This window comes from Actinoplanes sp. NPDC051513, from assembly GCF_044454685.1.
Classification (GTDB): Bacteria; Actinomycetota; Actinomycetes; order Mycobacteriales; family Micromonosporaceae; genus Actinoplanes.
This window is the reverse complement of sequence record NZ_JBITDW010000042.1, coordinates 1-21,208: the sequence shown is the minus strand read 5'-3', so window position 1 is coordinate 21,208 and position 21,208 is coordinate 1. Positions and strand designations below refer to the sequence as shown.

At 71.8% G+C, this 21,208-nt stretch carries 18 protein-coding genes; 9 read left to right on the top strand and 9 right to left on the bottom strand.

Annotation, left to right across the window (positions count from 1 at the left end):
- The first annotated feature begins 98 nt into the window (after positions 1-98).
- Positions 99-701, top strand: coding sequence for a hypothetical protein (locus ACIA5D_RS50120; RefSeq protein ID WP_396037826.1), 603 nt, complete (start codon positions 99-101; stop codon positions 699-701).
- Positions 702-798: 97 nt separating this feature from the next.
- Positions 799-1,296 (top strand): LURP-one-related/scramblase family protein, encoded by a 498-nt coding sequence (locus ACIA5D_RS50115; protein WP_396037825.1) that lies wholly within the window; start codon positions 799-801, stop codon positions 1,294-1,296.
- A gap of 3 nt (positions 1,297-1,299) precedes the next feature.
- On the opposite strand, the gene ACIA5D_RS50110 is transcribed toward ACIA5D_RS50115, so the two are convergent.
- Entirely contained in the window at positions 1,300-2,118 is an 819-nt protein-coding gene (locus ACIA5D_RS50110; RefSeq protein ID WP_396037854.1) for a helix-turn-helix transcriptional regulator, read from the bottom strand.
- Positions 2,119-2,244: 126 nt separating this feature from the next.
- Between ACIA5D_RS50110 and ACIA5D_RS50105 the strand changes: the two genes are divergently transcribed.
- Positions 2,245-3,162, top strand: a complete 918-nt coding sequence (locus ACIA5D_RS50105; protein WP_396037824.1) for an SDR family NAD(P)-dependent oxidoreductase — start codon at positions 2,245-2,247, stop codon at positions 3,160-3,162.
- 267 nt (positions 3,163-3,429) lie between these two features.
- Here ACIA5D_RS50105 and ACIA5D_RS50100 read toward each other — a convergent pair whose 3' ends face one another.
- Both ACIA5D_RS50100 and ACIA5D_RS50095 read right to left on the bottom strand, forming a co-directional pair.
- Positions 3,430-4,161, bottom strand: a complete 732-nt coding sequence (locus tag ACIA5D_RS50100; protein ID WP_396037823.1) for an AAA family ATPase — start codon at positions 4,159-4,161, stop codon at positions 3,430-3,432.
- Between the two features lie 131 nt (positions 4,162-4,292).
- Entirely contained in the window at positions 4,293-5,855 is a 1,563-nt protein-coding gene (locus ACIA5D_RS50095; RefSeq protein ID WP_396037822.1) for a diguanylate cyclase domain-containing protein, read from the bottom strand.
- Positions 5,856-6,066: 211 nt separating this feature from the next.
- Here ACIA5D_RS50095 and ACIA5D_RS50090 point away from each other — a divergent pair, with 211 nt between their 5' ends.
- A complete protein-coding gene (locus ACIA5D_RS50090; RefSeq protein WP_396037821.1) occupies positions 6,067-8,562 on the top strand; it encodes a LamG-like jellyroll fold domain-containing protein in 2,496 nt (831 codons plus the stop codon).
- 66 nt (positions 8,563-8,628) lie between these two features.
- Here the strand turns inward: ACIA5D_RS50090 and ACIA5D_RS50085 are convergent, their stop codons facing one another.
- Positions 8,629-9,618, bottom strand: coding sequence for an SEC-C domain-containing protein (locus ACIA5D_RS50085; protein ID WP_396037820.1), 990 nt, complete (start codon positions 9,616-9,618; stop codon positions 8,629-8,631).
- A gap of 48 nt (positions 9,619-9,666) precedes the next feature.
- A complete protein-coding gene (locus ACIA5D_RS50080) occupies positions 9,667-10,455 on the bottom strand; it encodes a PaaX family transcriptional regulator C-terminal domain-containing protein (protein ID WP_396037819.1) in 789 nt (262 codons plus the stop codon).
- Between the two features lie 119 nt (positions 10,456-10,574).
- On the opposite strand from ACIA5D_RS50080, the gene ACIA5D_RS50075 reads away from it, so the two are divergent.
- The 5 genes from ACIA5D_RS50075 (at position 10,575) to ACIA5D_RS50055 (ending at position 15,141) form a co-directional block, all read left to right on the top strand.
- Positions 10,575-11,753: an ABC transporter substrate-binding protein gene (locus tag ACIA5D_RS50075; protein WP_396037818.1), complete on the top strand. Its 1,179-nt coding sequence runs from the start codon at positions 10,575-10,577 to the stop codon at positions 11,751-11,753.
- Positions 11,750-12,514 (top strand): ABC transporter ATP-binding protein, encoded by a 765-nt coding sequence (locus tag ACIA5D_RS50070; RefSeq protein ID WP_396037817.1) that lies wholly within the window; start codon positions 11,750-11,752, stop codon positions 12,512-12,514. Before ACIA5D_RS50075 ends, ACIA5D_RS50070 begins: the two co-directional genes overlap by 4 nt.
- Before the next feature lie 97 nt (positions 12,515-12,611).
- A complete protein-coding gene (locus ACIA5D_RS50065; protein ID WP_396037816.1) occupies positions 12,612-13,268 on the top strand; it encodes an ABC transporter ATP-binding protein in 657 nt (218 codons plus the stop codon).
- Complete coding sequence (locus tag ACIA5D_RS50060; RefSeq protein WP_396037815.1) at positions 13,268-14,125, top strand: branched-chain amino acid ABC transporter permease; 858 nt, start codon at positions 13,268-13,270, stop codon at positions 14,123-14,125. Before ACIA5D_RS50065 ends, ACIA5D_RS50060 begins: the two co-directional genes overlap by 1 nt.
- Entirely contained in the window at positions 14,122-15,141 is a 1,020-nt protein-coding gene (locus ACIA5D_RS50055; RefSeq protein ID WP_396037814.1) for a branched-chain amino acid ABC transporter permease, read from the top strand. The genes ACIA5D_RS50060 and ACIA5D_RS50055 overlap by 4 nt, the downstream gene beginning before the upstream one ends.
- A 1,143-nt stretch (positions 15,142-16,284) precedes the next feature.
- On the opposite strand, the gene ACIA5D_RS50050 is transcribed toward ACIA5D_RS50055, so the two are convergent.
- The 4 genes from ACIA5D_RS50050 to ACIA5D_RS50035 all read right to left on the bottom strand — a co-directional run bounded on the left by ACIA5D_RS50050 (position 16,285) and on the right by ACIA5D_RS50035 (position 20,924).
- Positions 16,285-17,193 carry a phosphotransferase family protein gene (locus ACIA5D_RS50050; protein ID WP_396037813.1) on the bottom strand — a complete coding sequence of 303 codons (909 nt, stop codon included), beginning with the start codon at positions 17,191-17,193 and terminating at the stop codon, positions 16,285-16,287.
- Between the two features lie 11 nt (positions 17,194-17,204).
- The gene (locus tag ACIA5D_RS50045; RefSeq protein WP_396037812.1) at positions 17,205-18,002 is read right to left on the bottom strand and encodes an endonuclease/exonuclease/phosphatase family protein; all 798 of its coding nucleotides are present in this window, start codon (positions 18,000-18,002) and stop codon (positions 17,205-17,207) included.
- Between the two features lie 85 nt (positions 18,003-18,087).
- Complete coding sequence (locus ACIA5D_RS50040; RefSeq protein ID WP_396037811.1) at positions 18,088-18,693, bottom strand: hypothetical protein; 606 nt, start codon at positions 18,691-18,693, stop codon at positions 18,088-18,090.
- 74 nt (positions 18,694-18,767) lie between these two features.
- Positions 18,768-20,924: an FUSC family protein gene (locus ACIA5D_RS50035; RefSeq protein WP_396037810.1), complete on the bottom strand. Its 2,157-nt coding sequence runs from the start codon at positions 20,922-20,924 to the stop codon at positions 18,768-18,770.
- Positions 20,925-21,208 lie beyond the last annotated feature (284 nt).

The window sequence follows — 21,208 nt, the reverse complement described above, 5'->3', positions numbered from 1 at the left end:
CTCCCACCGCAATGATTCGGATACCCCCAGGAAACATTTGTCGCCCCGGCCGCCCGCCCGGGGTTCGGCCGCCGGCCACCGTGACGTATAACGGCTGCATGCGGAGCTACGAACTGACCGAGGCGTTGTCCGAGGTCCCCGGCCTTGACGTGACAATTCGCCGGGGTGCTCTGCACATCCACGTGCCGGCGCTGGGCGACACCGCGTCGCTCGATCCCGACGACGTGGTCGAGGCCGCCGACGTCTTCGTGCCCACCCGGGCGCCCGCCGTCCAGCTCGACGTTCGCCGCGGCCGCGAAATTCTCCCGCTGATCGTGACCGTCGACGACCTGGTCTTCACGCCCTCCTACGCCGACGACCTGATCGCCGAGGACGCCGAGCTGGTCGTGCCCGCGATGCCGTCGCTGATCGCGTACTCCGAGATGCACCGCGACGTCCGCGCGCTCGGCAAGGCCGTCGACAGCGAAAGTCTCGACGCCGAGATGCTGGCCGCGACGCTCCTGGCCCACCGCTGTTTCCTGCGCGGCGCGATCCGCATGGGCCTCTGGCCGGTCCGCGTCGGCGCGTGGTGGGAGTACACGAACTCGCGCGCCACGACCCGGATTCCGCTGCGGGAGGACGCCGAGTGGGATCGCCTGCTCGCCGACGTGGCGGAGGCCCGGAACCAAAATCAGGACGACATCGTACGAGGTTTCGCCTGATCCCCACCGCAGCGGCGGCCGTCGCCGCCGTGCGGGACCGGCCGGGTGCGGCACCGGGCCGTCCCCGGCCGCCGGGCCGGTGGCGGAGAATCGCCTCATGTACTTGATCAGGGAACGCTTTTTCGCGATCGGCGACGACTTCGACGTGCTGGACGAGCACGGCGCCAAGCTCTACCGCGTGGACGGCAAGGTCTTCAGCGTCCGCGGCCGCGTGGTCATCGAGGACCCGTCCGGCGAGGAGGTCGCGTCGGTGCACCGCCAGCTGATCGCGCTGCGCCCGACCTACGAGATCCGGATCGGCGGCGAGAAGGCGGCCGAGGTCCGCAAGAAACTCTTCACCCCGTTCCGCGACAAGTTCACCATCGACGTGCCCGGCCCCGGCGACCTGGAGATGAAGGGCGACCTGCTCGACCACGAGTACGTGATCGAGCAGGACGGCGACGAGGTGGCCGCGGTGTCCAAGCGATGGCTGACGATCCGCGACACGTACGCGGTCCGGGTGGCCGACGGCATCGACCCGCTGCTCATCATCGCCGGCGTGCTGGCCCTCGACCTGGCCTTGGACCGCGAGAAGGACGCCAACCCGTCCGACTGAAACCTAGACCAGCGTCTGGGTGCCGAGGACGATCGCGAGCGCGAGCCGCTCGGCGTCCTCGGTGCCCGGCTCGGCCGTGTAGACCGTGATGCGCAGATCGTCGAACGCGACGATCAGCGTGTCGCAGTCGAGGGCGATCCGCCCGACCGCCGGGTGGTCGACGACCTTCCGCTTCGACGGGTCCGGCAGCGGCGGCGGCGCGTCCGATTCCCACAGGTCCCCGAATCGCGGGCACCGTGACGCCAGCTCTCCGACGAGCCTCTTCAGCTCCCGGTCCGCCGGGTACCGCGAGGCCGTCAGCCGCAGGTCGGCGACCAGTCGTGCCTCGTGCTCGGCCTGCTCCTGCGCGGTGTGCACGACCCGCCCGCCCGGCCCGGCGAGGTTTCGCCAGATCGCGTTCCGCTCGATTCCGCGCCACGTCGTCGTCTCGCCCATCAGCGCGTCGTAGGGCGCGTTGGCCATGACCAGCGTCCACGTGGCGTCGTAGACGACGACCGGCGTGTGCGCCAGCCGGTCGAGCAGCCGCTGCACGCTCGGCGTGACGCGCGACGGCACCACGTCGAGCCCCGGCGCCGCGTGCCCGGCCAGCCGGTAGAACAGGTCACGCTCGCTGTCCGGCAGCCGCAGCGCCCGGGCCAGCGCCTCCACGACCTGGGCCGAGGGCGCGGTGGCCCGCCCCTGCTCGAGCCGGGTCAGGTAGTCCGCCGAGATCCCCGCGAGCCCGGCCAGCTCCTCCCGGCGCAGCCCGCCGGCCCGCCGTCGCCGCCCGACCGGCAGGCCCACGGTCCCGGGCGCGACCCGGTCGCGGAACCGCCGCAGCATCCGCCCGAACTCCCACGTCTCCACGCGTACCAGTCTCCGCGCCGCCGCGGCGGTTGTCCTGGCCCTGCCAGTCCTACGAAAACCGGACGGCTGCCTGTCGCCGCGCCGTTGCCGCAGGCTCGGCTCATGACAACCGTGCTGATCACCGGCCCGACCCGGGGCCTCGGCCGCGCCGCCACCCTGGCCATGGCCGGCCACCCCGCCCACCCCGACCTGCTGCTGGTGGGCCGCGGCGGCCCGGCGCTGACCGCGGTGGCCGCCGCGGCACGCGCCCGCGGCGCCCGGGTCCACGCGATCCCCGCCGACCTGGCGCGCCTCGCCGACGTCCGGTCCGCCGCCGCCACCGTCCGCGATCTCCTGGCGTCCGGCGCCGCCGATCCCCTCTCCGCCATCGTCGCCAACGCCGGCGCCATGTCCGCGGACACCCGCCGGGCGTCCGCGGACGGATACGAGCTGACTTTCGCGGTGAACTACCTGGCCCACGCCCAGCTGATCGCCGACCTGCTGCCCTCGCTCAAAGCGCCGGCCCGCGTGATCCTGCTCGGCTCGAACACCTACAAGGCCAACTTCTGGCGCCGCCTCCTGAAAGTTCCCGAGGCGCAGTGGCGCGACCCCGTCGAACTGGCCCGCCCCGCGACCGGCGACCAGAGCCCGGGCATGACCGCCTCCGGCGTCGCCTACTCCGACGCCAAGCTGGCGATCCTCTACTACGCGCACGAACTGCAACGCCAGGCCCCCGCCGGCGTCAACGTCGCGGTGTACGAGCCCGGCTGGATGCCCGGCACCGCCCTCGGCCGGGACGCACCCGCGGCCTTCCAGGCGATGGCGCGGGGAATTGCCCGCATCCCCGGCGTGGCCACTCCGGACAATTCCGCTCCCGTGCTGGCCTCGATGGCCCTGGACGCGAAGTGGGCGTCGCTGCGGGACGGCGCTTTCGTGGTGCGCGGAAAGCTGACCGAGGTGCACCCGATCGCCCAGGACCCGGCCCGCGAGCGCCGACTGTGGGCCGCCACCGCCGAGCTGCTGGCCCAGGTGCGCACGTAGGGCCCGTCCTGTCGATCATGTAGTGATCGGCGGGTCGCGGTATTTCGGTGGCCGGGCTGGGGCCTGCCATGCCTGGGTGTGCGTGGCTGAGGTTGGTGCGGCCCGTTGCACTTGGGCGTGGCGCCCGCCTGCACCGGATATATCCGTTTAAGTTTGCCAGGATTTGATCAACGGCGCGCAAGGCTGGTGACTTTCCGTTCGCATCGGACCGCAAGTTATCAAGATCCAACACGGGTTGATGCCGGCGTGCGGCAGAACGGGCCGCGGCTAATCGGCGAGACGCATCGGGGTCAGCTTCTCGCCGGCGCGCGTGGCGGCGCGAAGCCGCCGGTTCCCGAGCACCGCGACGAAGTGCGGCGCCCGATGACGCACGACGATCTCGCCGTCCTCATCGGTCTCCCCGGTCACCCGCACGCGGTCGGGGTCGAGGTAGCAGACCGGCGTGGCGTCCGGCGGCGACGAATGCAGTTCGATGATCCGCGCGACGATCTCGGCCGGCGCCGCCCGGGTGGTGTCGCAGACCAGGTCGTAGTTGCGCAGCCGGGTCTTATCGGCGCCGTACCGCGACAGAAACCGTTGTCGCTCGCTTTCGCTGCGGGCCGCCAGTTGCCGGCAGGCGGAGTCCAGATCGTCGTAGCTCTCGACCGCGTCGGCGGGCCGCCCGAGCACCCGCCGGGCCGCCACGACGGGATCGGTGACGAGGTGGACCTTGAGCGCGCCGGTGAAGAAGAACCAGGCCAGCCGGCTGTCGACGACCAGGCTCTCCCCCGAGGTGGCGATGTCGTGCTGCAGCTGGTCGATGTAGTGGTCGACCTTGTCGTCGAGCTCGGCGTGCAGGTTGAACTCGAGCGCGGTCATGCCGTGGTCGGCGGCCATCCGCCGGTAGAGGTCGCCGACGCTGACCCGGCGCACCCCGAGCCGTTCGGCCAGCATCACCGAGACGGTGGTCTTGCCGCCGCCGAGATCACCGTTGAGGACAACCGTCCGAGGCCGGATCATTGACCAACCATAATCCGGGGTATCCAGTCACGAACCGGATCGCTGCGCGGTCTGAGGGGTGGCGAGGTTCCGGCCGAGTCGCGAGGCAAGAGCGGGAGCACCGGGTTTCAGACGGCCCTGAAGGGTACGCGTCAAGCAGAGCGTGGCTGGTCCCACCCGCCGCCGGATCCTTCGCCGGAATATCGGCGAGCGCCGCCGCCGAACCTCTTCGTGTCGCGTTTCGCCTCGTACATGGCGGCGTCCGCGCCCCGCATCAGCTCCTCGTACTCGCCGGCGTCGTCCGGGAACAGGGCGATGCCGACGCTGCCGCCGATCCGCACCGCGCGGTCCTCGATCGTGAACGGCTCGCGCAGCCGGTCCACGATCCGGCCGGCCACCCCGGTGGCGACCTCGTCGTCGGGGTTTCGGGTGAGCAGGATCGCGAACTCGTCGCCGCCGAGGCGCGACACCACGTCGTTGTCGCGAACGGCCCCGAGCAGGCGCTTGGCGACCTGCTGCAGCAGCGCGTCGCCGGCCTGGTGGCCCGCGGTGTCGTTGACCTCCTTGAAGCCGTTGAGGTCGAGCAGCAACAGCGCCACCCGGGTGCCGGTCGCGGCGGCCAACTCGACGGCCTGCTCGGCCCGCTCGAGCAGGTACGACCGGTTCGGCAGCCCGGTCAGCGAGTCGTGGAACGCCTGGTGGCTGAGCTGCGCGACGTGCGCCTGGGCGGCCTGCCGCATCCCGGCGCTGTCCACGATCAGCGCCGCCTCGACGGACAACTGCTCGGCGAGGATCCGGTCGCGGCTGGTCCACTCGCGGGGCGTGCCGTCGCCGCACATGATCATGCCGACGGCGCCCTGGGCCGAGCGGATCGGGATCGCCACGTACGACTTCAGGCGCATGTGCCGGATGATCCCGTTGGGCAGTGCCGCGGCGGTGGAGGCGTCGCCGATCAGCAACGGCTTCCCGTCGCCGAGGGTCCGCCAGACGGGCGCCTCGGCGGCCGGCATGCCGATGAGGTGGGCGAGCTTTTCGTCGCTGCCGTCCAGGCCGACCGTGTGCAGGTACCGGACGCGGCCGTCGCCGTCGACGAGGCCGACGGCGGCGTATTCGGTGCGGAAGGCCTCAGCCGCCGACGAGACGAGGATCCGGCCGGCCTCGTCGACCGTGGTGGCCTCCATGCCCTGCTCGAACAGGCGCCGGATGATCGCGGAGACGTGGGCCATGAACTGGCGTTGTTTCTCGGCGGAAAGTCCCTGCAGAGTGGTGGCGAAGTGCAGGGCGAGCGGGGAGAGCGTGGCGAGGCGCAGCAGGTCCAGGTGGGCGCCGGTGAGCAGCAGCACGCCGACGGTCTGCCCGCCGATGCGCAGCCGGACGGCCAGGCGCTCGCCGTCGGCGAGCGGTTTCGCGCCGGCCGCCATCCGGAACACCTTGCCCGCGGTGAGCAGGTCACGGCCGCCCGGCTCGCCGAGGCGCGCGGTCGGGTTGAGCAGCCCGGTTTCCGCGTCGAGCTCGAAAACCGTCGCGGCGGTGAGCCCGGCGGCGGCCTTCAGGTACGGCGCGGCGACGTCGAGCACGTGCTGCACCGACGGGGTGTCCTTGGTCATGAACGTGACGAGCGCCTCGAGCAGCGCGTCCTGCGGGTCGCCGGCGGCATCGGGTCCGTCCGGCGAGCCGAGGACGGCTGCCGGTCGCACTCCGCTGCTCACGCTCATGGCCCTATAGGTCGGCACCGGCGCCCGGCGCTTTATCGAGGCTCGGTCGCAGTTGGGTTGCGCCCGTCACCATGCGGCGTTCGCACGACGGCTTGCCCCCTTGTACATAGATCGCGACGAAACCTTGACGTAACCTGAGCAACCTTGTTGGACTGTGTTGGCTCATGGCGAAACACGAGCGCACTCTTCCGCTCCGAAGGGACTTTCGCGCGTGAAAAAACATTGGCTGTCCGCTGCCGGGTCCGCAACCGTCCTCGTCCTCAGCGTCGCCTCCTCCGCCACCGCCTCCGGCTTCCACGAGTCGACGGCCTATGTCCCGCAGCCCGCCCCCGCGATCCAGGCCGCCGACGGGTGGCACGCCGGCATCCCGCCGATCGCCACGCCCTGGACCGGCAAGGTCAATCCGGACAACGCGCTGCCCGAATACCCCCGCCCGCAGCTGACCCGACAGAAGTGGCAGAACCTCAACGGCGTCTGGGAATTCGCCAGGGCCGCGCCGGGCGAGGCGGTGCCGACCCGAAAGACGCTCGGCGAACGCGTGCTCGTCCCGTACCCGATCGAATCCGCTCTTTCGGGCATTCAGCGGCACGAGGACCGCATGTGGTACCGCCGGACCTTCACGGTCCCCGCGGGCTGGAAGGTCGGCAGCGGCAACCGGCTGCAGCTGCATTTCGGGGCGGTCGACTACGACGCGAAAGTTTTCGTCAACGGCACGCAGGTGACCACCCATCGCGGCGGCTACGACGGCTTCGACGTGGACGTCACCGACGCGCTCAAGGCCGGCGGCGAGCAGGAGCTCATCGTCTGGGCCGAGGATCTCACCGACGCGACCGGCCAGCCGATCGGCAAGCAGCGCCGCACCTCCGACCGCGGCATCTTCTACCAGGGCAGCTCCGGCATCTGGCGCACCGTCTGGATGGAGCCTGTCCCGGCCGCGAGCATCACGTCGCTCACGCTCACCCCGGACGTCCCGGCCGGCAACCTCAAGATCAAAGTCAACACATCCGCGGGTACGGGTCTGCGCGTGCGCGCCGCCGCTCGCGGCGGCGGGTCGGTCACCGGCGCGGCCGACGCCGACCTGACGCTTCCCATGCCGCACGCGAAACTCTGGTCGCCCGACAATCCGTATCTGTACGACCTGTCGGTCGAGCTGCTGAACGGCAACAAGACGATCGACCTGGTCGGGTCGTACTTCGGCATGCGGCAGATCGGCACCGCACCGGGCGCCGACGGAAAACTCCGGATCACCCTGAACGGAAAGATTCTGTTCAACATGGCCAACCTCGACCAGGGCTTCTGGCCGGACGGCCTGTACACCGCGCCCACCGACGACGCGCTCAAATGGGACCTCCAGCAGGACAAGGCCCTCGGCTTCAACGCGGTGCGCAAGCACATCAAGGTCGAGCCCGACCGCTGGTACTACTGGGCCGACAAGCTGGGCCTGCTCGTCTGGCAGGACATGCCGGCCGCCAACACCGGGCCCATCCCGGCCGACTGGCGCGCGCAGTTCGAGGCCGAGCTGCACGAGATGGTCCGCGAGCACTCGTCGTGGACGTCGATCGTCGCCTGGGTCCCGTTCAACGAGGGCTGGGGCGAGTGGAGCCGCGACGACACCGGGCGGATCGCCGGCGAGGTCAAGGCCCAGGACCCGTCCCGGCTCGTCAACGCGCACAGCGGCGTCAACTGCTGCAACTCGCACGGCGACTCCGGCGCGGGCGACGTGATCGACTTCCACCAGTACCTCGGGCCGGCCACCCCGGCGCCGGCCGGCAACCGGGTCGCCATCGACGGCGAGCACGGCGGCTTCGGGCTGAAGGTTTCCAACCACATGTGGTTCGGCGACGGCCAGGCGTACGAGATGGAACCCGACTCGCCGGCGCTGACCGCGAAATACGTCGCGAACCAGGAGGCCGTCATCACCTCGGCCAAGTACTGCGGTATCAGCGCGGCGATCTACACCCAGATCACCGATGTGGAGGCGGAGCTCAACGGCTTCTTCACCTATGACCGCCAGGTGGCCAAGATGGACCTCCGGCAGGTGCGCGCCATCAACCAGAAGATCATCAAACAGGCGGACGGGTCGGGCGCCAATGTGCCGCAGCCGCCCGCCGGGACGCCCGGCCTGACCGGGATCGCGTTCTGGCCGCTCGACGGCTCCTACGGGTCGCTGACCCCGGTCGGGAACGCCCCGTTCGCCGAGGGACACACGGGGCAGGGCGTCGACCTCAACGGCGGCTACCTCGACGCCGGCAAGCCGGTGCTGAACACGGCGTCGGACTACTCGGCCGCCGCGTGGGTCAAGCTCGACAAGGCGGACGGCGCGTTCCAGACGGTCATCAGCCAGGACGGCGCCACCAACAGCGACTTCTTCCTGCAGTACTCGGGCGCCGACCAGCGTTTCGCGATGAGTTTCGCCGGCGTGCGGGCACTGGCGCCGGTCAAGCCGGAGGTGGGCCGCTGGTACCACCTGGTCGGCGTCCGCGACACCGTGAAGGGTGAGCTCCGGCTCTACGTCGACGGCGCGCTCGCCGGCACCGCGAGCGCCTGCATGCCCCAGGCCGCGCCGACCGGCAACACCGTGATCGGCCGCGGCAAGTACGGCGGCAACCTGGTCGACTACCTCGACGGCACGGTCGACCAGGTCCACCTGTACGACCGCGCCCTCTCGGCCGACGAGATCGGCCGGCTCTACACCTCGGGCCAGTAACCCGTCGCCGATGGCAAGAGTGGGCGGACCATCCACGGGCCGCCCACTCTTGCTGTGCGACGAAGGTCAGCCGCGCGAGCGCGGCAGGCAGCACTTCTTGTACTTCAGCCCCGATCCGCACCAGCAGGCCTCGTTGCGCTCCGGCGGCCACGGAATCCGCGCGGTCCCGCTCGCCAGCTGACGCGCGTACCCGGTCCGGGTCTGCTCGGCGGCCGGGTCGCCGCCGGCCCCGGCGAACCGGGTCAGGCCGGCGACGTCGGCCGGCAGCAGGGACAGGCCGACGCTCCCGGCGCCCGCCTGGCGCACCAGCTCGCGCTCCAGGTGGGCGCGGTGCTCGTCCCAGTCGGCGCCGTACGCCCCGGACAGCGCCGGCCACTGCGCGAGCAGCTTGCCGAACTCGGCCTGCGGGAAGAAGACCGGCTCCTCCGACGGGCGGGCGGCCGCGTTGGCGAGCCGCGTCTCGAGCCGGTCGGCGAGGTTGTCGTGGTGGTCGTGCTGCAGCCCGAGCGCGTGCCGGGTGCGGTGCCGCTGCTGGAGCAGGAAGAACAGCAGCCCGGCGTCCTCGGCGCTGGCCGGCTCGGCGGGCTGGTCGCGGTCGGCCAGGACGGCCTGCACCGCGTCGGTCAGCCACTGTTCGGCGACCCGGTTGCGCCCGCCCGCGGCGAGGGCGGCGCTGACGTACGCGGCGGCGTCCGGGTGCTGGGTGAGCAGCGGGCGCACGGACTCGAGGTCGGCCATGGCCTCGTCCCCGCGTCCGGTGCGGAACAGGATGCGGGCCCGCAGCGCCCGGGCGGCGCCGGCCTGGGGGTCGTCGCGCGTCCCGTACGCGTCGACGGCCCGTTCGGCGTACCGGAGCGCGGCGTCGAGCTTGCTCCGGCTCTCCGCGATCTCGGCGGCGAGCGCCAGGGCGTACCCGGCATCGTCTTTGTCCGCGAGTCGCCCGGCGTCCGCGGCCTCGGCCAGGTCGGCGGCGAGGCCGAGCGGGTCGGCGGCGCCGAGGGCGGACTGCCGGATCTCGGTAAGGTCTGCGCTGGTCAGATCGGCTTTGAGAGACACGCCGCCACGCTACAACCACTCATGCGCATACGACTGTTGATCTGGGTCTCACTCGCCGGTGTCGGGGATGGTTTCCAGAAGCGTCGCGGCGATCTCGGCAGCCGGGGCGGCGAGGCGCTCGTTGAGGCGGAAGAACAGCTCCTGGGCCTCGACCGCGGGCCATTTCGCGGGCAGATGCGACACCGGCAGGCGCGGGTCGCGGCGGATGATCTGGAGCCAGTCGGTGACCAGCAGAAGTTTCGTGGCAAGCGGGTCGGTGAACGACGAAACCGGAGACCAGCGAGCCAGAAAGTCCTCGTAGCGGGCGGCCAGCGCGAGCAGGTCGTAGGCGCCGGCGATCATCTCGGCGACGTCGGTGGAGGGGTCGGCCGTGCCCCGGAAGACCCGGATGTGGCCGGTCAGCAGGTGCGACACGTCGGCGGCGCCGGGGGCGATCCACAGCCCGCCCTGCACGGGACCGAAACCCGCCCACGCCAGGGACGCGCGCAGGTCGTGCCGTTCGCGCTGTCTTTCGCCGGGCAGCGAGAAAGCCAGCAACGTCCAGGTTCCGTCCCACTCCCGGTTGACGGCGCCGGTCTGCCACAGCCGCACCGCGCCATCCCGCAGCACCTGGGTGCTGTGCGCGGTGAGGCCGAAGTACATGCGGCGGCCGTTGCGCTGGCGGCGCAGCAGGCCCCGGGCGGTCATGCGGGTCAGGGTCGAGCGGGTGGCCTCCTCGGAGATGCCCGCGCGGGCCAGCACGTCGATGACGCTTCCGGAGTAGACGCAGACGCCGTGGTCGAACAGGTGCTCGCCGAGGAACGTCAGCATGATCGCCGAGGCGGATGGTGGGGCCACGTCGCGCACAGTACCGGCGATGTTGGCGGCATGTGCTCTGATGTCGGGCAGATTATTGACCAGCGTCAAAATTGCGCCTAACTTGGCGGCACCCGTTCCTGAGTACACCGGAGGTACTCATGCGACGTCCTCTGGCCGCGATGGCCGCGTTCCTTCTGCTTCTTCCCGCCGCCTGTGGCGACAGCGACGACGGCGGCAACGCCGGCGACGAGCCGTTGAAAATAGGCCTGATCGTTTCCCTGACCGGTAACTACGCCCCACTGGGCAGCGAGGACGAGAAGTCCGTCAAGCTCGCCGTCCAGCAGATCAACGACGCGGGCGGCCTGCTCGGCCGGCAGATCGAGCTGACCGTGCGCGACGACAAGAGCCAGCCCGAGCAGTCCGTGCTCAGCTTCAACGACCTCAAGAGCGCCGGGGTCGCCGCGGTGATCGGTTCGCCGTTCTCCAACTCGGCGCTGGCGACCATCCCGCAGGTCGATCGGGCGAAGATCCCGTACGTCTCGCTCACGCCCGCCGACGAGCAGGTCAACCCCATCCATCCGTACGTCTTCGTCGTCCCCGCGACGTCGGCCACCTACGCCGATCGGATCCTGCAGTACTTCCAGGCACAGGGATTCACGAAAGTTGCCGTGGCGCACGACAGCCGTTCCTCGTACGCGAACGCCGGCACTGCCGGCATGAAAGCGAAAGCGGCGCAGTACGGCGTCACCCTCGTCGCCGACGAGGAGTTCCAGACATCCACCACCGAGTTCGGCGCGATCATCAACCACGTCAAGTCGTCGGGCGCGCAGGCGCTGACGGTGTGGGCGACCGGCCCGCCCGGCGTCGCGTTCGCGAAACAGTACGCGAGCGCCGGCGTCGACATCCCGCTGATGTTCACCGGCTCGCAGGCCAGCTCGCTGTGGCTCAAGCCGGCCGGACCGGCCGCCGAGGGCGTCTTCGTGGCCAGCTCGATCGCCGTGGTCGGCGACGCGCTGCCGGCCGGCGCGCAGAAGACCGCGATCGAGGAGCTGTCCAAGCCCTTCACCACCCAGTACGGCTACCCGCCGCCGCAGTTCGCGGCCGACGGCTACACCGGCATGAAGCTGCTCGCCGCGGCCGTCACCAGGGCGAACAGCGACGATCCCGCGAAGATCCAGGCCGCGTTCGAGGGGCTCACGCTGACCACCCCGAACGGCGTCTACAAGTACACGGCCACCGACCACGCCGGACTGACCTCCGACTACATCTCCATCAACCAGGTCAAGGGCGGCGCTTTCGTGCCGACCGACTGGGCCAAGGGAAAGCTGCCCGCGTGAGCGTGCTGCTTTCGGTCCAGGGCGCGACCCGGCGCTTCGGCGGGGTCTTCGCGCTGCGCGACGTCGGCCTGGACGTGCGGGCCGGCGAGACGCACGCGGTGATCGGGCCGAACGGCGCCGGGAAGTCCACATTGTTCAAGCTGATCGGCGGCCAGCTCGTGCCGACCGCCGGGACTCTTCGCTACGACGGCGAGCGGATCGACCGGCTCGCCCCGCACCGCCGGGCGCGGCGCGGCATCGCGATCGCGTTCCAGGACGCGCCGGTCTTCGCCGGGATGACGGTGGCCGAGAACGTGATGGTGGGCGCGCACGCGGTCACCCGGGCCGGTCCCCTGTCGGCGGTGCTGCGGTTGCCGCGGCATCGCCGGGAGGAGGCCTCGATCCGCGCGCTGGCGGCCGGCGCGCTCGAGCGGGTCGGGCTGGCCGATCAGGCCGGCCGGCCCGCCGACGGCCTGCCGCTCGGGCAGCAGCGGGCGTTGCAGGTGGCCCGCGCGTTGTGCGGGAAACCGCGGCTGCTGCTGCTCGACGAGCCGGCGTCGGGGCTGCGCGGCCCCGAGCGGTCCGCGCTCGCCGGCCTCATCGAGCAGCTGCGCGGCGAGGGCCTGTCGATCCTGCTGGTCGAGCACGACGTGGCGTTCGTGGCCCGCCTGGCCGACCGGGTGACCGTGCTCGACCTCGGCCGGGTCATCGCGTCCGGGACGTTCCAGCAGATCCGCGCCGACGAGCGGGTCATCGCGGCCTACCTGGGCGGCACGGAATGACCCGCATCCACGAACGAACCATCGCCGCCGACTCCCGGCGGTGCGGCATGACCCGCATCCACGAACGAACCATCGCGGCCGGCCGCGGCGGTGCGGCATGATCCGGGTCGAGGAGCTGACGGTCCGGTATGGCGCGGCGACGGCGCTCGACGGGGTGAGCCTGTCGGTCGCGGCCGGCGAGATGGTCGCGCTGATCGGGCCGAACGGCGCCGGAAAGTCCACGCTGGTCAACACGCTGTGCGGGCTGCGAAAGCCGGCCGCCGGCACTTTCGCGGTGCACGGGAAACTTGCGCTGGTCCCGGAGGGACGGCATCTTTTCGCGCCGTTGACCGTCGACGACAACCTGCGGCTCGGCGCGTGGCGCAGCGGCTCCCGGGACACCGCGCACATCTACGCGCTGCTGCCCGAGCTGACGAAGCTGCGAAAGCGGCAGGCCGGGAAACTTTCCGGCGGGGAGCAGCAGATGGTCGCGCTCGGCCGGGCGCTGATGAGCCGGCCCGACGTCCTCGTCATCGACGAGATGTCGCTCGGGCTCGCGCCGAAAGTGGTCGCCGGGCTCGCCGCGCACCTGCGGGAGCGCAACGCCGCCGACGGCCTCGCGGTGCTGCTGATCGAGCAGAACGCGCGGCTCGCCCTCGACCTCTGCGACAAGGCCTACGTGCTGGAGGCGGGACGCGTCGTGGCCGAAGGGCCGTCCGCCGAGCTGGCCGGCAGCGCCTCGGTGGCCGCCGCCTACCTGGGGCTGGAGGGGTGATGGGTGAGCTCGCGCAGTACCTGATCACGGGGGTGGGCGTCGGGTGCGCGTACGCGCTGACCGGCAGCGGCCTCGTGGTCATCTACCGCGTCACCCGGGTGGTGAATTTCGCGCAGGGAAGTTTCGCGGTCCTCGCGGCCCTGACGGTCACCACGTTGCTCGCGACCGGGCTGCCGCACGGCCTCGCCGAGGGGCTCGCGGTGCTGGTGGCCGGCCTGATCGGGCTGCTGGTGGGGCTGGTCGCGACCGGGAAGCCCGGAACGACCCCGCAGGCGGCGCTGATCGTGACGCTGGGGCTCGGCATTTTCGCGTACGCGATAGAGATCTTGCTCTGGGGTGACCAGCCACGGTCGTTCGCGGGCCTGCCCGGCTCGGTGACCGTGCTCGGCGGCCGCGTCCAGACGCACTATCTGCTGATCATCGGGGTGACGGCCGTCGTGCTGGCCGCGACGGCGCTGCTGTTCGCCCGCACCGATCTCGGCAAGGCGCTCACCGCGACGGCCGCCGACCCCTACGCGGCCCGCGTCGTGGGAATCAGCGTGCTGCGGATGGGGCTGCTCGCCTTCGCGGTCGGCGGCGCGCTGGGCGGGCTGGCCGGCGTGCTGGTCACCCCGGTGCAGCAAGTTTCCTTCGACAGCGACGTGGCCCTGGTCGTCAACGGCTTCTCGGCGGCGATCCTCGGCAACCTGACCCGGCCCGGCCTCACGCTCGTCGGCGGGCTGCTGCTCGGCGTGGTGCAGGCGCTGGTCGGCGGGTACCTCAGCACGTCGTACCAGACGGAGGTCGCGCTGATCTTCATGCTGGCCGTGCTGATCGTCCGGGCCGGTCGCCGCGACGTGGTGGAGGCGGCGGCGTGAACCAGACCGTCCTGATCCTGCTCGGGCTCTCCGCCATGTCGGTCGTCGGGCTTTCGCTGCTGATGGGTTACGCCGGGCAGGTTTCGCTCGGGCAGGCGTCGTTCTACGCGATCGGCGCGTACACGGCCGGGCTGCTTTCGCTGCACGGTGTGCCGACGCTGCTCGGCCTCCTGCTCGCGCCGGTGGCCGCGGCCCTCGCCGCCGTGGTCGTGGGCATCCCGATCCTGCGGCTGCGCGGGCATCAGCTGGCTTTCGCGACACTTGCGCTACAGCTGATCCTGCTGTCGGTGCTCGGCGACGCGGACTGGGCCGGCGGCGCGATCGGCCTGCAGGGCCTCCCCTACCTCTCGATCGGCGGTTTCGAGCTCGACGAAAATGTCCACTACCTGTTTCTGGCCGTGGCCGGCGTCGCGCTGGTCAGCGTCGTCGCGTGGAACCTGGTGCGCTCGCGGGTCGGGCGGGGGCTGCGCGCGCTCGCCACCGGCGAGATGGCGGCCGAGGCCAGCGGGGTGCCCGTCGGGGCGTACCGATTGCTGGTCTTCGCGATCTCGGCGGCTTTCGCCGGCCTTGCCGGCGGCATCTACGCCTTCTTTCTCGGATATCTCGCGCCGGGCTCGTTCCCGGTGCTGCTCTCCATCGAGTACGTCGTGATGGCCGTCGTCGGCGGCATCGGCAGCATCGCCGGAGCGCTCGTCGGCGCCACCCTGATCACCCTCGTCGTCCAGCTGCTCACGACGCTGGCCACGCAACCCGGCATGCCCAGCTACGCGCCCAGCGTGCTCTCGTACGCCGTCTACGCGCTGCTGCTGATCGCCGTGGTGCTTTTCGTGCCCGGCGGAATCGTCCCCACCCTGCGCAGGAGGTCACGATGCTTCGTCTCGCGGCGGCCGCCGTCCTGGCTGCCACGCTCTCGGTCGGCGCGCCCGCACAAGCCACCGACACCCAGTACACCGGAACCCTCCCCGACGGCGCCACCTGGATCGCCGACGTCCCCGCCGACTGGGGCGGCACGCTGATCCTCTACAGCCACGGGTTCGGCACGCTCACCGCCTCGAACGCGCCGTCGCCCGACGCGAAGCAGGCCATGCTCGACCGCGGCTACGCGCTGGTCGGGTCCTCCTACGATCCGAACGGCTCGCTGTGGGCGCTCTCCAGCGCGACCCGCGACCAGTTCGCCTCGCTCGCCGCCGTCGAGAAGGTCATCGGAAAGCCGCGGACGACCATCGCGCTCGGCACCTCGATGGGCGGCCTGATCAGCACCCAGGAGGCGGAACGGGCCGGCCGGCGGCTCGACGCCGCGGTCTCCACCTGCGGCCTGCTCGGCGGCGGCATTGACCTGAACAACTACCAGCTCGACGGCGAGTACGCCTTGTCCCGCCTGCTCGGCGTCGCCGTCCCGCTGGTCCGATACGCGAGTCCCGCCGACGGCGCCGCCGCGGCCTCCCAGCTCGCCGCCGCGGCCACCGCCGCCCGCGACTCCGCGGCCGGGCGCGCCCGGGTCGCCCTGGGAACCGCCCTGCTGAACATGCCCACCTGGTCGGCCTCGCAGGCCACCCCGCCCGCCGACCCCGAGGGAATCGCGCAGGCCCAGTACGACTGGCTCGTCGCCACGCTGCCGTTCATCATGCCGTCGCGCTACTACATCGAGCTCAGCGCGGGCGGAAACGCTTCCTGGAACGCCGGCGTGAACTACGCGTCTTTGCTGTCGCGGTCGCCCTACCGCGCGACGGTCGAATCCCTCTACCGGTCGGCGGGACTTTCTCTTTCGGCCGACTTGAAGACGTTGACCCGCGACGCGTCCGTGCGCGCCGACCGGCCCGCCGTGGCGTCGCTGACCCGCACCTCGACGGTGACCGGCCGGCTCGATGTACCGATGCTGACCATGCACACGCTCTACGACCAGCTGGCGCCAGTCGAGTACGAGAACCGGTACGCGCAACAGGCCCAGGGCCCGCTGCTGCGGCAGGCCTATGTCGCGCGGCGCGGGCACTGCTCGTTCACGTCGTCGGAACTGATCGCGGCCGTCCAGGCTGCCGAGCACCGGGCGGTCACGGGTCGCTGGGACGACCGGGCGACGACCGCCGGCCTGCAGCGGGCCGCGCTGGAGCTGGGGCTCGGCGACGCGCCGGCCTTCGTGAACTTCCGTCCGGGGCCGTTGGTCAGTCACCGGACCTTCCGTTGAGCAGCGCCCGGATCCGCTCCAGGGAGCGGCCGAAATAGCGGTGCTCGACCGGCCGGGTCAGGAAATCGGCAAGCGAGTAGAGGTCGAGGGCTTGGCTGAGCTCCCGCCAGTCCGGTGGGAGCTCTCCGCCCCCGTCCCGAAACCCGGCCACGAAACTCTCCGCGAAACCGGGCCGGCGCGGAAAGCGCAGCATGTTGCCCACGTCGAACAGCGGCGAACTGCTGAAGGCGTACTCGAAATCAAGAACGGCCGTGACCCGGTCGCCCACCGCGAGAATGTTCTTCGGGTTGTAGTCGGCGTGCACCAGCCGGCGGCTGCCCGCCAGCGCCGCCACCGCCGGCGCCGCCTCTTCGGCGTAACGCCGCAGCGAATTCTGCTCGGCCGCGCTGAGGTGGCCGTGCGCGTTGCCATCGCGGAGGCTGCGGTCCACGAAGGCGTCGAGCCCGAGCGTGGGTTCGGCGCCGTCGGGCTCGAGCCGCTCGTCCGCGAAGAACCCCGGCGCGTCGAAGGTCACCGACCCGAGGCGCGCCAGCACCAGCCCGAGCTCCCGGCTCAGGCCGTCGGCCGCCGGATCGCCCAGGTCGTCGCCCACCATGAGGCCCTCGGCGAAGGCCGACAGCAGCACCGGCTCGCCGGCCCGTTTGCCGGTCTCGTCGGCGGCCACCACCTCGGGCACCGGGATCACCCCGGTCAGCCGCCGGGCGAGGGCCGCCTCGACCGCGCACCGGTTGGCACCCCGGTAGCGGCGGAGCACGAACCGGCGCCCGTCGTCGATCGTGACCTGCACGTTGTCGTTGCTGTAGCCCCCGGTCAGCGTCCGCTCGCCGGCCACTCGCCGGCCCGGCAGCGCCTCGGTCTCGATCCAGTCCCGCAGTGTCGGTTCCATGCCGACATGATCTACCGGAACGCCCCGAGGTACATGCTGTGGTCCGAGTAGCCGGTGTTCGCGCTGGCCACGCCGGCCGGCGCGAGGAATCCCTTGCTGCCGAACAGATAGTCGATCTTCCGGGTGGGGCGGGGCAGGAACGTCGGCAGCCCGTTGGCCCGATCGGCGTTGGCCTCATCGAAGGCGGCGTAGAACGCGTCGAGGTCCCCGCTGTCCGGCGCCACGTTGAGGTCGCCGCCGAAGAGCACCGGGCGGTTCGACGCGATCGGCACGAGCCACCGGCGCAGCGCGCCCAGTTGGACGGAGAGGTTGGGCCCGAGCGCGGTGTGGGTCGTCACCGCGAACAGCGTCCGCCCGGGCAGCCGCACCGTGACGCCGAGGACCGCCCGGCCCTCCTGGTGCGTGCCGTACGGGCTGGGCAGCTTGTAGAGCACCTTGCCGGTCATCTTTCCGCGCGCCACGATCGCGATCCCGAACGCCTTGCCGTGCTTGCGGTCGTCGTCGTCGCACCGCCCGCCGCTCGACGCCCGCGCGAACTCGGCCGAGTACCCGTAGCGGGCGAGCCGCTCCCGGATCCCCAGGAACTGCGAGTAGCAGAGCTCCTGCAGCATCGTCACCGAGGCGCCCAGCGCCCGGATCTTGTAGGCGATGTTTCCGGCGGTGCTGCTCACTTCCCCGTAGCGGCACACGTTGCCGCACACGTTGAACGTCACCGCCTTGACCGCCGGCGGCCGGGTCGCCTGCGCGGGCGTACCCACCAGGACGGACAACACGGCAGTAAGAAGCGCCAAGACCAGCCGGATTCGCATGCCGTCACGTTCGGCGGCTCGGCGCGCTCACCGCAGGCAATGCCGGTCGCAGGATCGTTGCTTCCGGGCGCCGCGGGAGAAGGTGTCAGGAGAAGATGGCGGAGACGGTGATGCCGATCAGCGTGCCCGTGACGGCCAGCCCGATGCCGAAGCGCCTGGTCTCCGGGAACCACAGGCTCCCCGCCAGCACCAGGGCGAAGATCGGCACCCATCCCCAGTAGGACGCCAGCCCCGGGATGATCGCCGACGGCCCGACCTTGGCCACGCACGGCCCGAAACATCCGACACCGGCCCCGGCCACCAGGCCCGCGGCGAGCCCCGGATCGAGAAACGGCGCGGGGAACGCCGGCGAGGCCACCGTGAGGATCGGGTCGTCGAGGTCATGCCGGGCCAGCGAGATGAAGTACCCGTCCGGATCCTCGACCTGAAGGAGCCGCCCGTCCGCGGCCGGCCCGTCGGTGACCTGGCAGCCCGCGTCGCGCCACAACTCGGCGATCACCGCGAAGACCTCGTCGTCGGCCTCGGGCAGCCGCCCGCCCCGCAGCACCCGCCGCCCGCCGCTGTGCGACGCGGGCATCCGCAGGAACTGGGCCGGCACGGCCTCGACGCGCAGCCCCGGATAGGCGTGCACGGTCGCCGCCAGCCGCTGCTCCACCCCCTGGGTCGCCTCGGCCCGGCTCATCTGCGCCACTTGCGCAGAATGTCGCAAATCAACGTCGCGCGCCGCCGGAACAGCGGAACTCGGACCACCCGGGCCACGCCGGTTCAGGTCGCGCCGTCGGCCAGCTGGGCCACCCGCGCCCGCAGGCCGCCCACGCCTTCCGGGCGGCCGGTGACGGCGCCGATGTCCTCGCGCAGGCCGTCCAGCCAGACGCGCAGGTCGGCGATGATGTAGAGGTCCTGGCCCAGATCGGCCGGCCAGGCGAGGCCGGTGGGCGCGGCCGCGAACGACGGCATCCGACCGTGCTCGGCCAGCGCGGCCGCGGCCTGGTCGTAGCGGCCGGCCACGTCGGCGGACAGGCTGGTCAGCGGCTCCACGCACGGCAGCAGTCCGCCCGCGGGGCAGGAGCGCACGAGGGCCTCGGCGCCGCGCACGGCGTGGTGGCCGGCCAGCAGCGTGGCCTGCCAGTCCACCGAAGCCGGCCGGTGGCGCTCGCTCTGATAGAGGGCGAAGGACGCGTCGGCCAGTTGGCCGGCCAGGCGGGCCTCGGGCATCGCGGCGCCGGGCTGCTGACCCTTGGCCATCACGGCCACCGTCTCGCGGATCACGCCGGCCGACGCGGTGAGGAACGTGCTGGTGGCCCGGTGCAGTTCGCCCCCGCCGCCGCGCGGCCAGGCGAACAGGCCGATCAGGACGCCGATCGCGGCGCCGACCAGGACGTCGAGGACGCGGGCCTCGGCCAGGCGCCAGTCCACGGGGGTGACCTGGGCGAACACGAAGGTGATCACCAGCGTGAACAAGGCCTGGGACCAGCCCAGGCCCACCAGCGGACCGGCCGCGAATCCGACGATCATGACGATGGGCAGGGCGATCGCGTACGCGGTGGGGTGGATGCCGCCGATCAGCAGCAGGGCCGCGACCAGCGAGCCGGCCACGGTGCCCACCAGGGCCGGGCGCAGGGCCGAGCGGGTCTCGGCGGCCGAGGTGCGCAGGACCGTGAGGATCGTCAACAGCACCCAGAAGCCGTGCGAGAGGTCGAGCACGCCGGCCAGCAGGCGGGCCGCGGCCAGGGCGGCGGCCAGGCGCAGGGCGCCCTGGAAGGCGACCGAGCGCGGCGTCAGGTTCTCGCGCAGGCGGTGCCAGTACAGGGCGGGAGTCCTGCGGTACGCGTACCAGAACGGGCCGGGCCGGGCCGACTCGGGCGTGGGGTCGGGGTGGTCGGGGCGCTCGCCGGCGGCGATACGGATCGCGAAGATCAGGTTCTTGGTCCACTCGCCGAGGGACAGCGCCAGCGCGCCCAGGCGCAGCCGCTCGGGGGTGATGCCGCCGGGGTCGGTGTTCATGCGGGCCACCCGGAACTCGGTGAGCGCCTGGGCGACGCGACCGGTGTCGGGCAGCGGGCCGTCGCCGCGCAGCCAGGCCGCGGCGGCCGCGGTGCAGCCGGCCGTCTCGCGTACGAGATGGGTCGCCGCCGGCAGCGTGACCGAGCCCCGCTCGTCGGTGAAGAACAGGTCGACCGCCCGGCCCAGCAGCAGCCGCGCCGTCCCGGCCGCCGAGCTCAGCGCGCGGTCGCGGCGGCCGGCCGAGGCGGGGCGTTGCAGCGGGGGAAGCCGCGACGGCCGGAGGGCGTCGGCGGCGTCGGTGGCCTCCGGCAGCAGCGCGGCCAGGCGCTCGCGGCCCTTGGCGTCGCCGCTCCACGTGTCGGCCACGGCTTCGAGGCACCCGGACAGCGCGCCGATCGCGGCGCCCAGCTTCTCGCGGTACGGCGCCGGGGACGGGTCGGGCCAGAGCGTCACCTCGGCGATCGACAGCAGCACGATCGCCATGGTCACGCCGATCAGACGGGCCGGCAGCGACCCCGGGTCGTAGGGCGGGAAGCACGGCAGGATGTAGAGCAGCTGCATGCCGGCGGCCAGCCCGGCCAGCCGTGTGCCGCCGACGCCGACGTAGCTGACCGCGAAGCCGAGCAGGAACATGCCGGCGGTCGCCGCGACGGTGCTGAACGACAGCAGCGTGCCGACCGACACCAGGGCCCAGGCGACCGGCAACACCATGATCAGCGTACGGGCGCGGCGCCGCGGCGTGCCGGGTATCTGCGAGAGCGCACCGAGCGCGACCGCGCCGAACAACGCGTACGGCGCCATGGCAGGCGCGTCCAGCACGTACCGGCAGAGGTAGAACCCCAGGCAGGCGACCAGGGTGACCCGGACGGCCCGCCGGACCGCCACCAGTTGCGGGTCGTGCCGCCTCAGCCAGCTCACGTGCCAGATCTTGCCACCTCGGCCGGGAGCGGAACACCGGCCGCGACATCGCTCCAGAGATCTGTCTGGATGGGGGTCTGGTTCGAGCGGGCTGGGCTGCCGTGTGCCACCCCATGGCCCTCGTCGTTATTCGCCGGCGCGTGAAGAGTTCCGCCGGGTGCATGCCCGGCAGCGCGCGTGGGGGCTTGTCCAATGCCGCGTAGCTTAAGTTGATCATGGTGTTGGTGGTGGGAAGAGTTGCAGGCGGATCGTGGCTGGCGTCCGGTGGCGGATGCTGGCGGGTT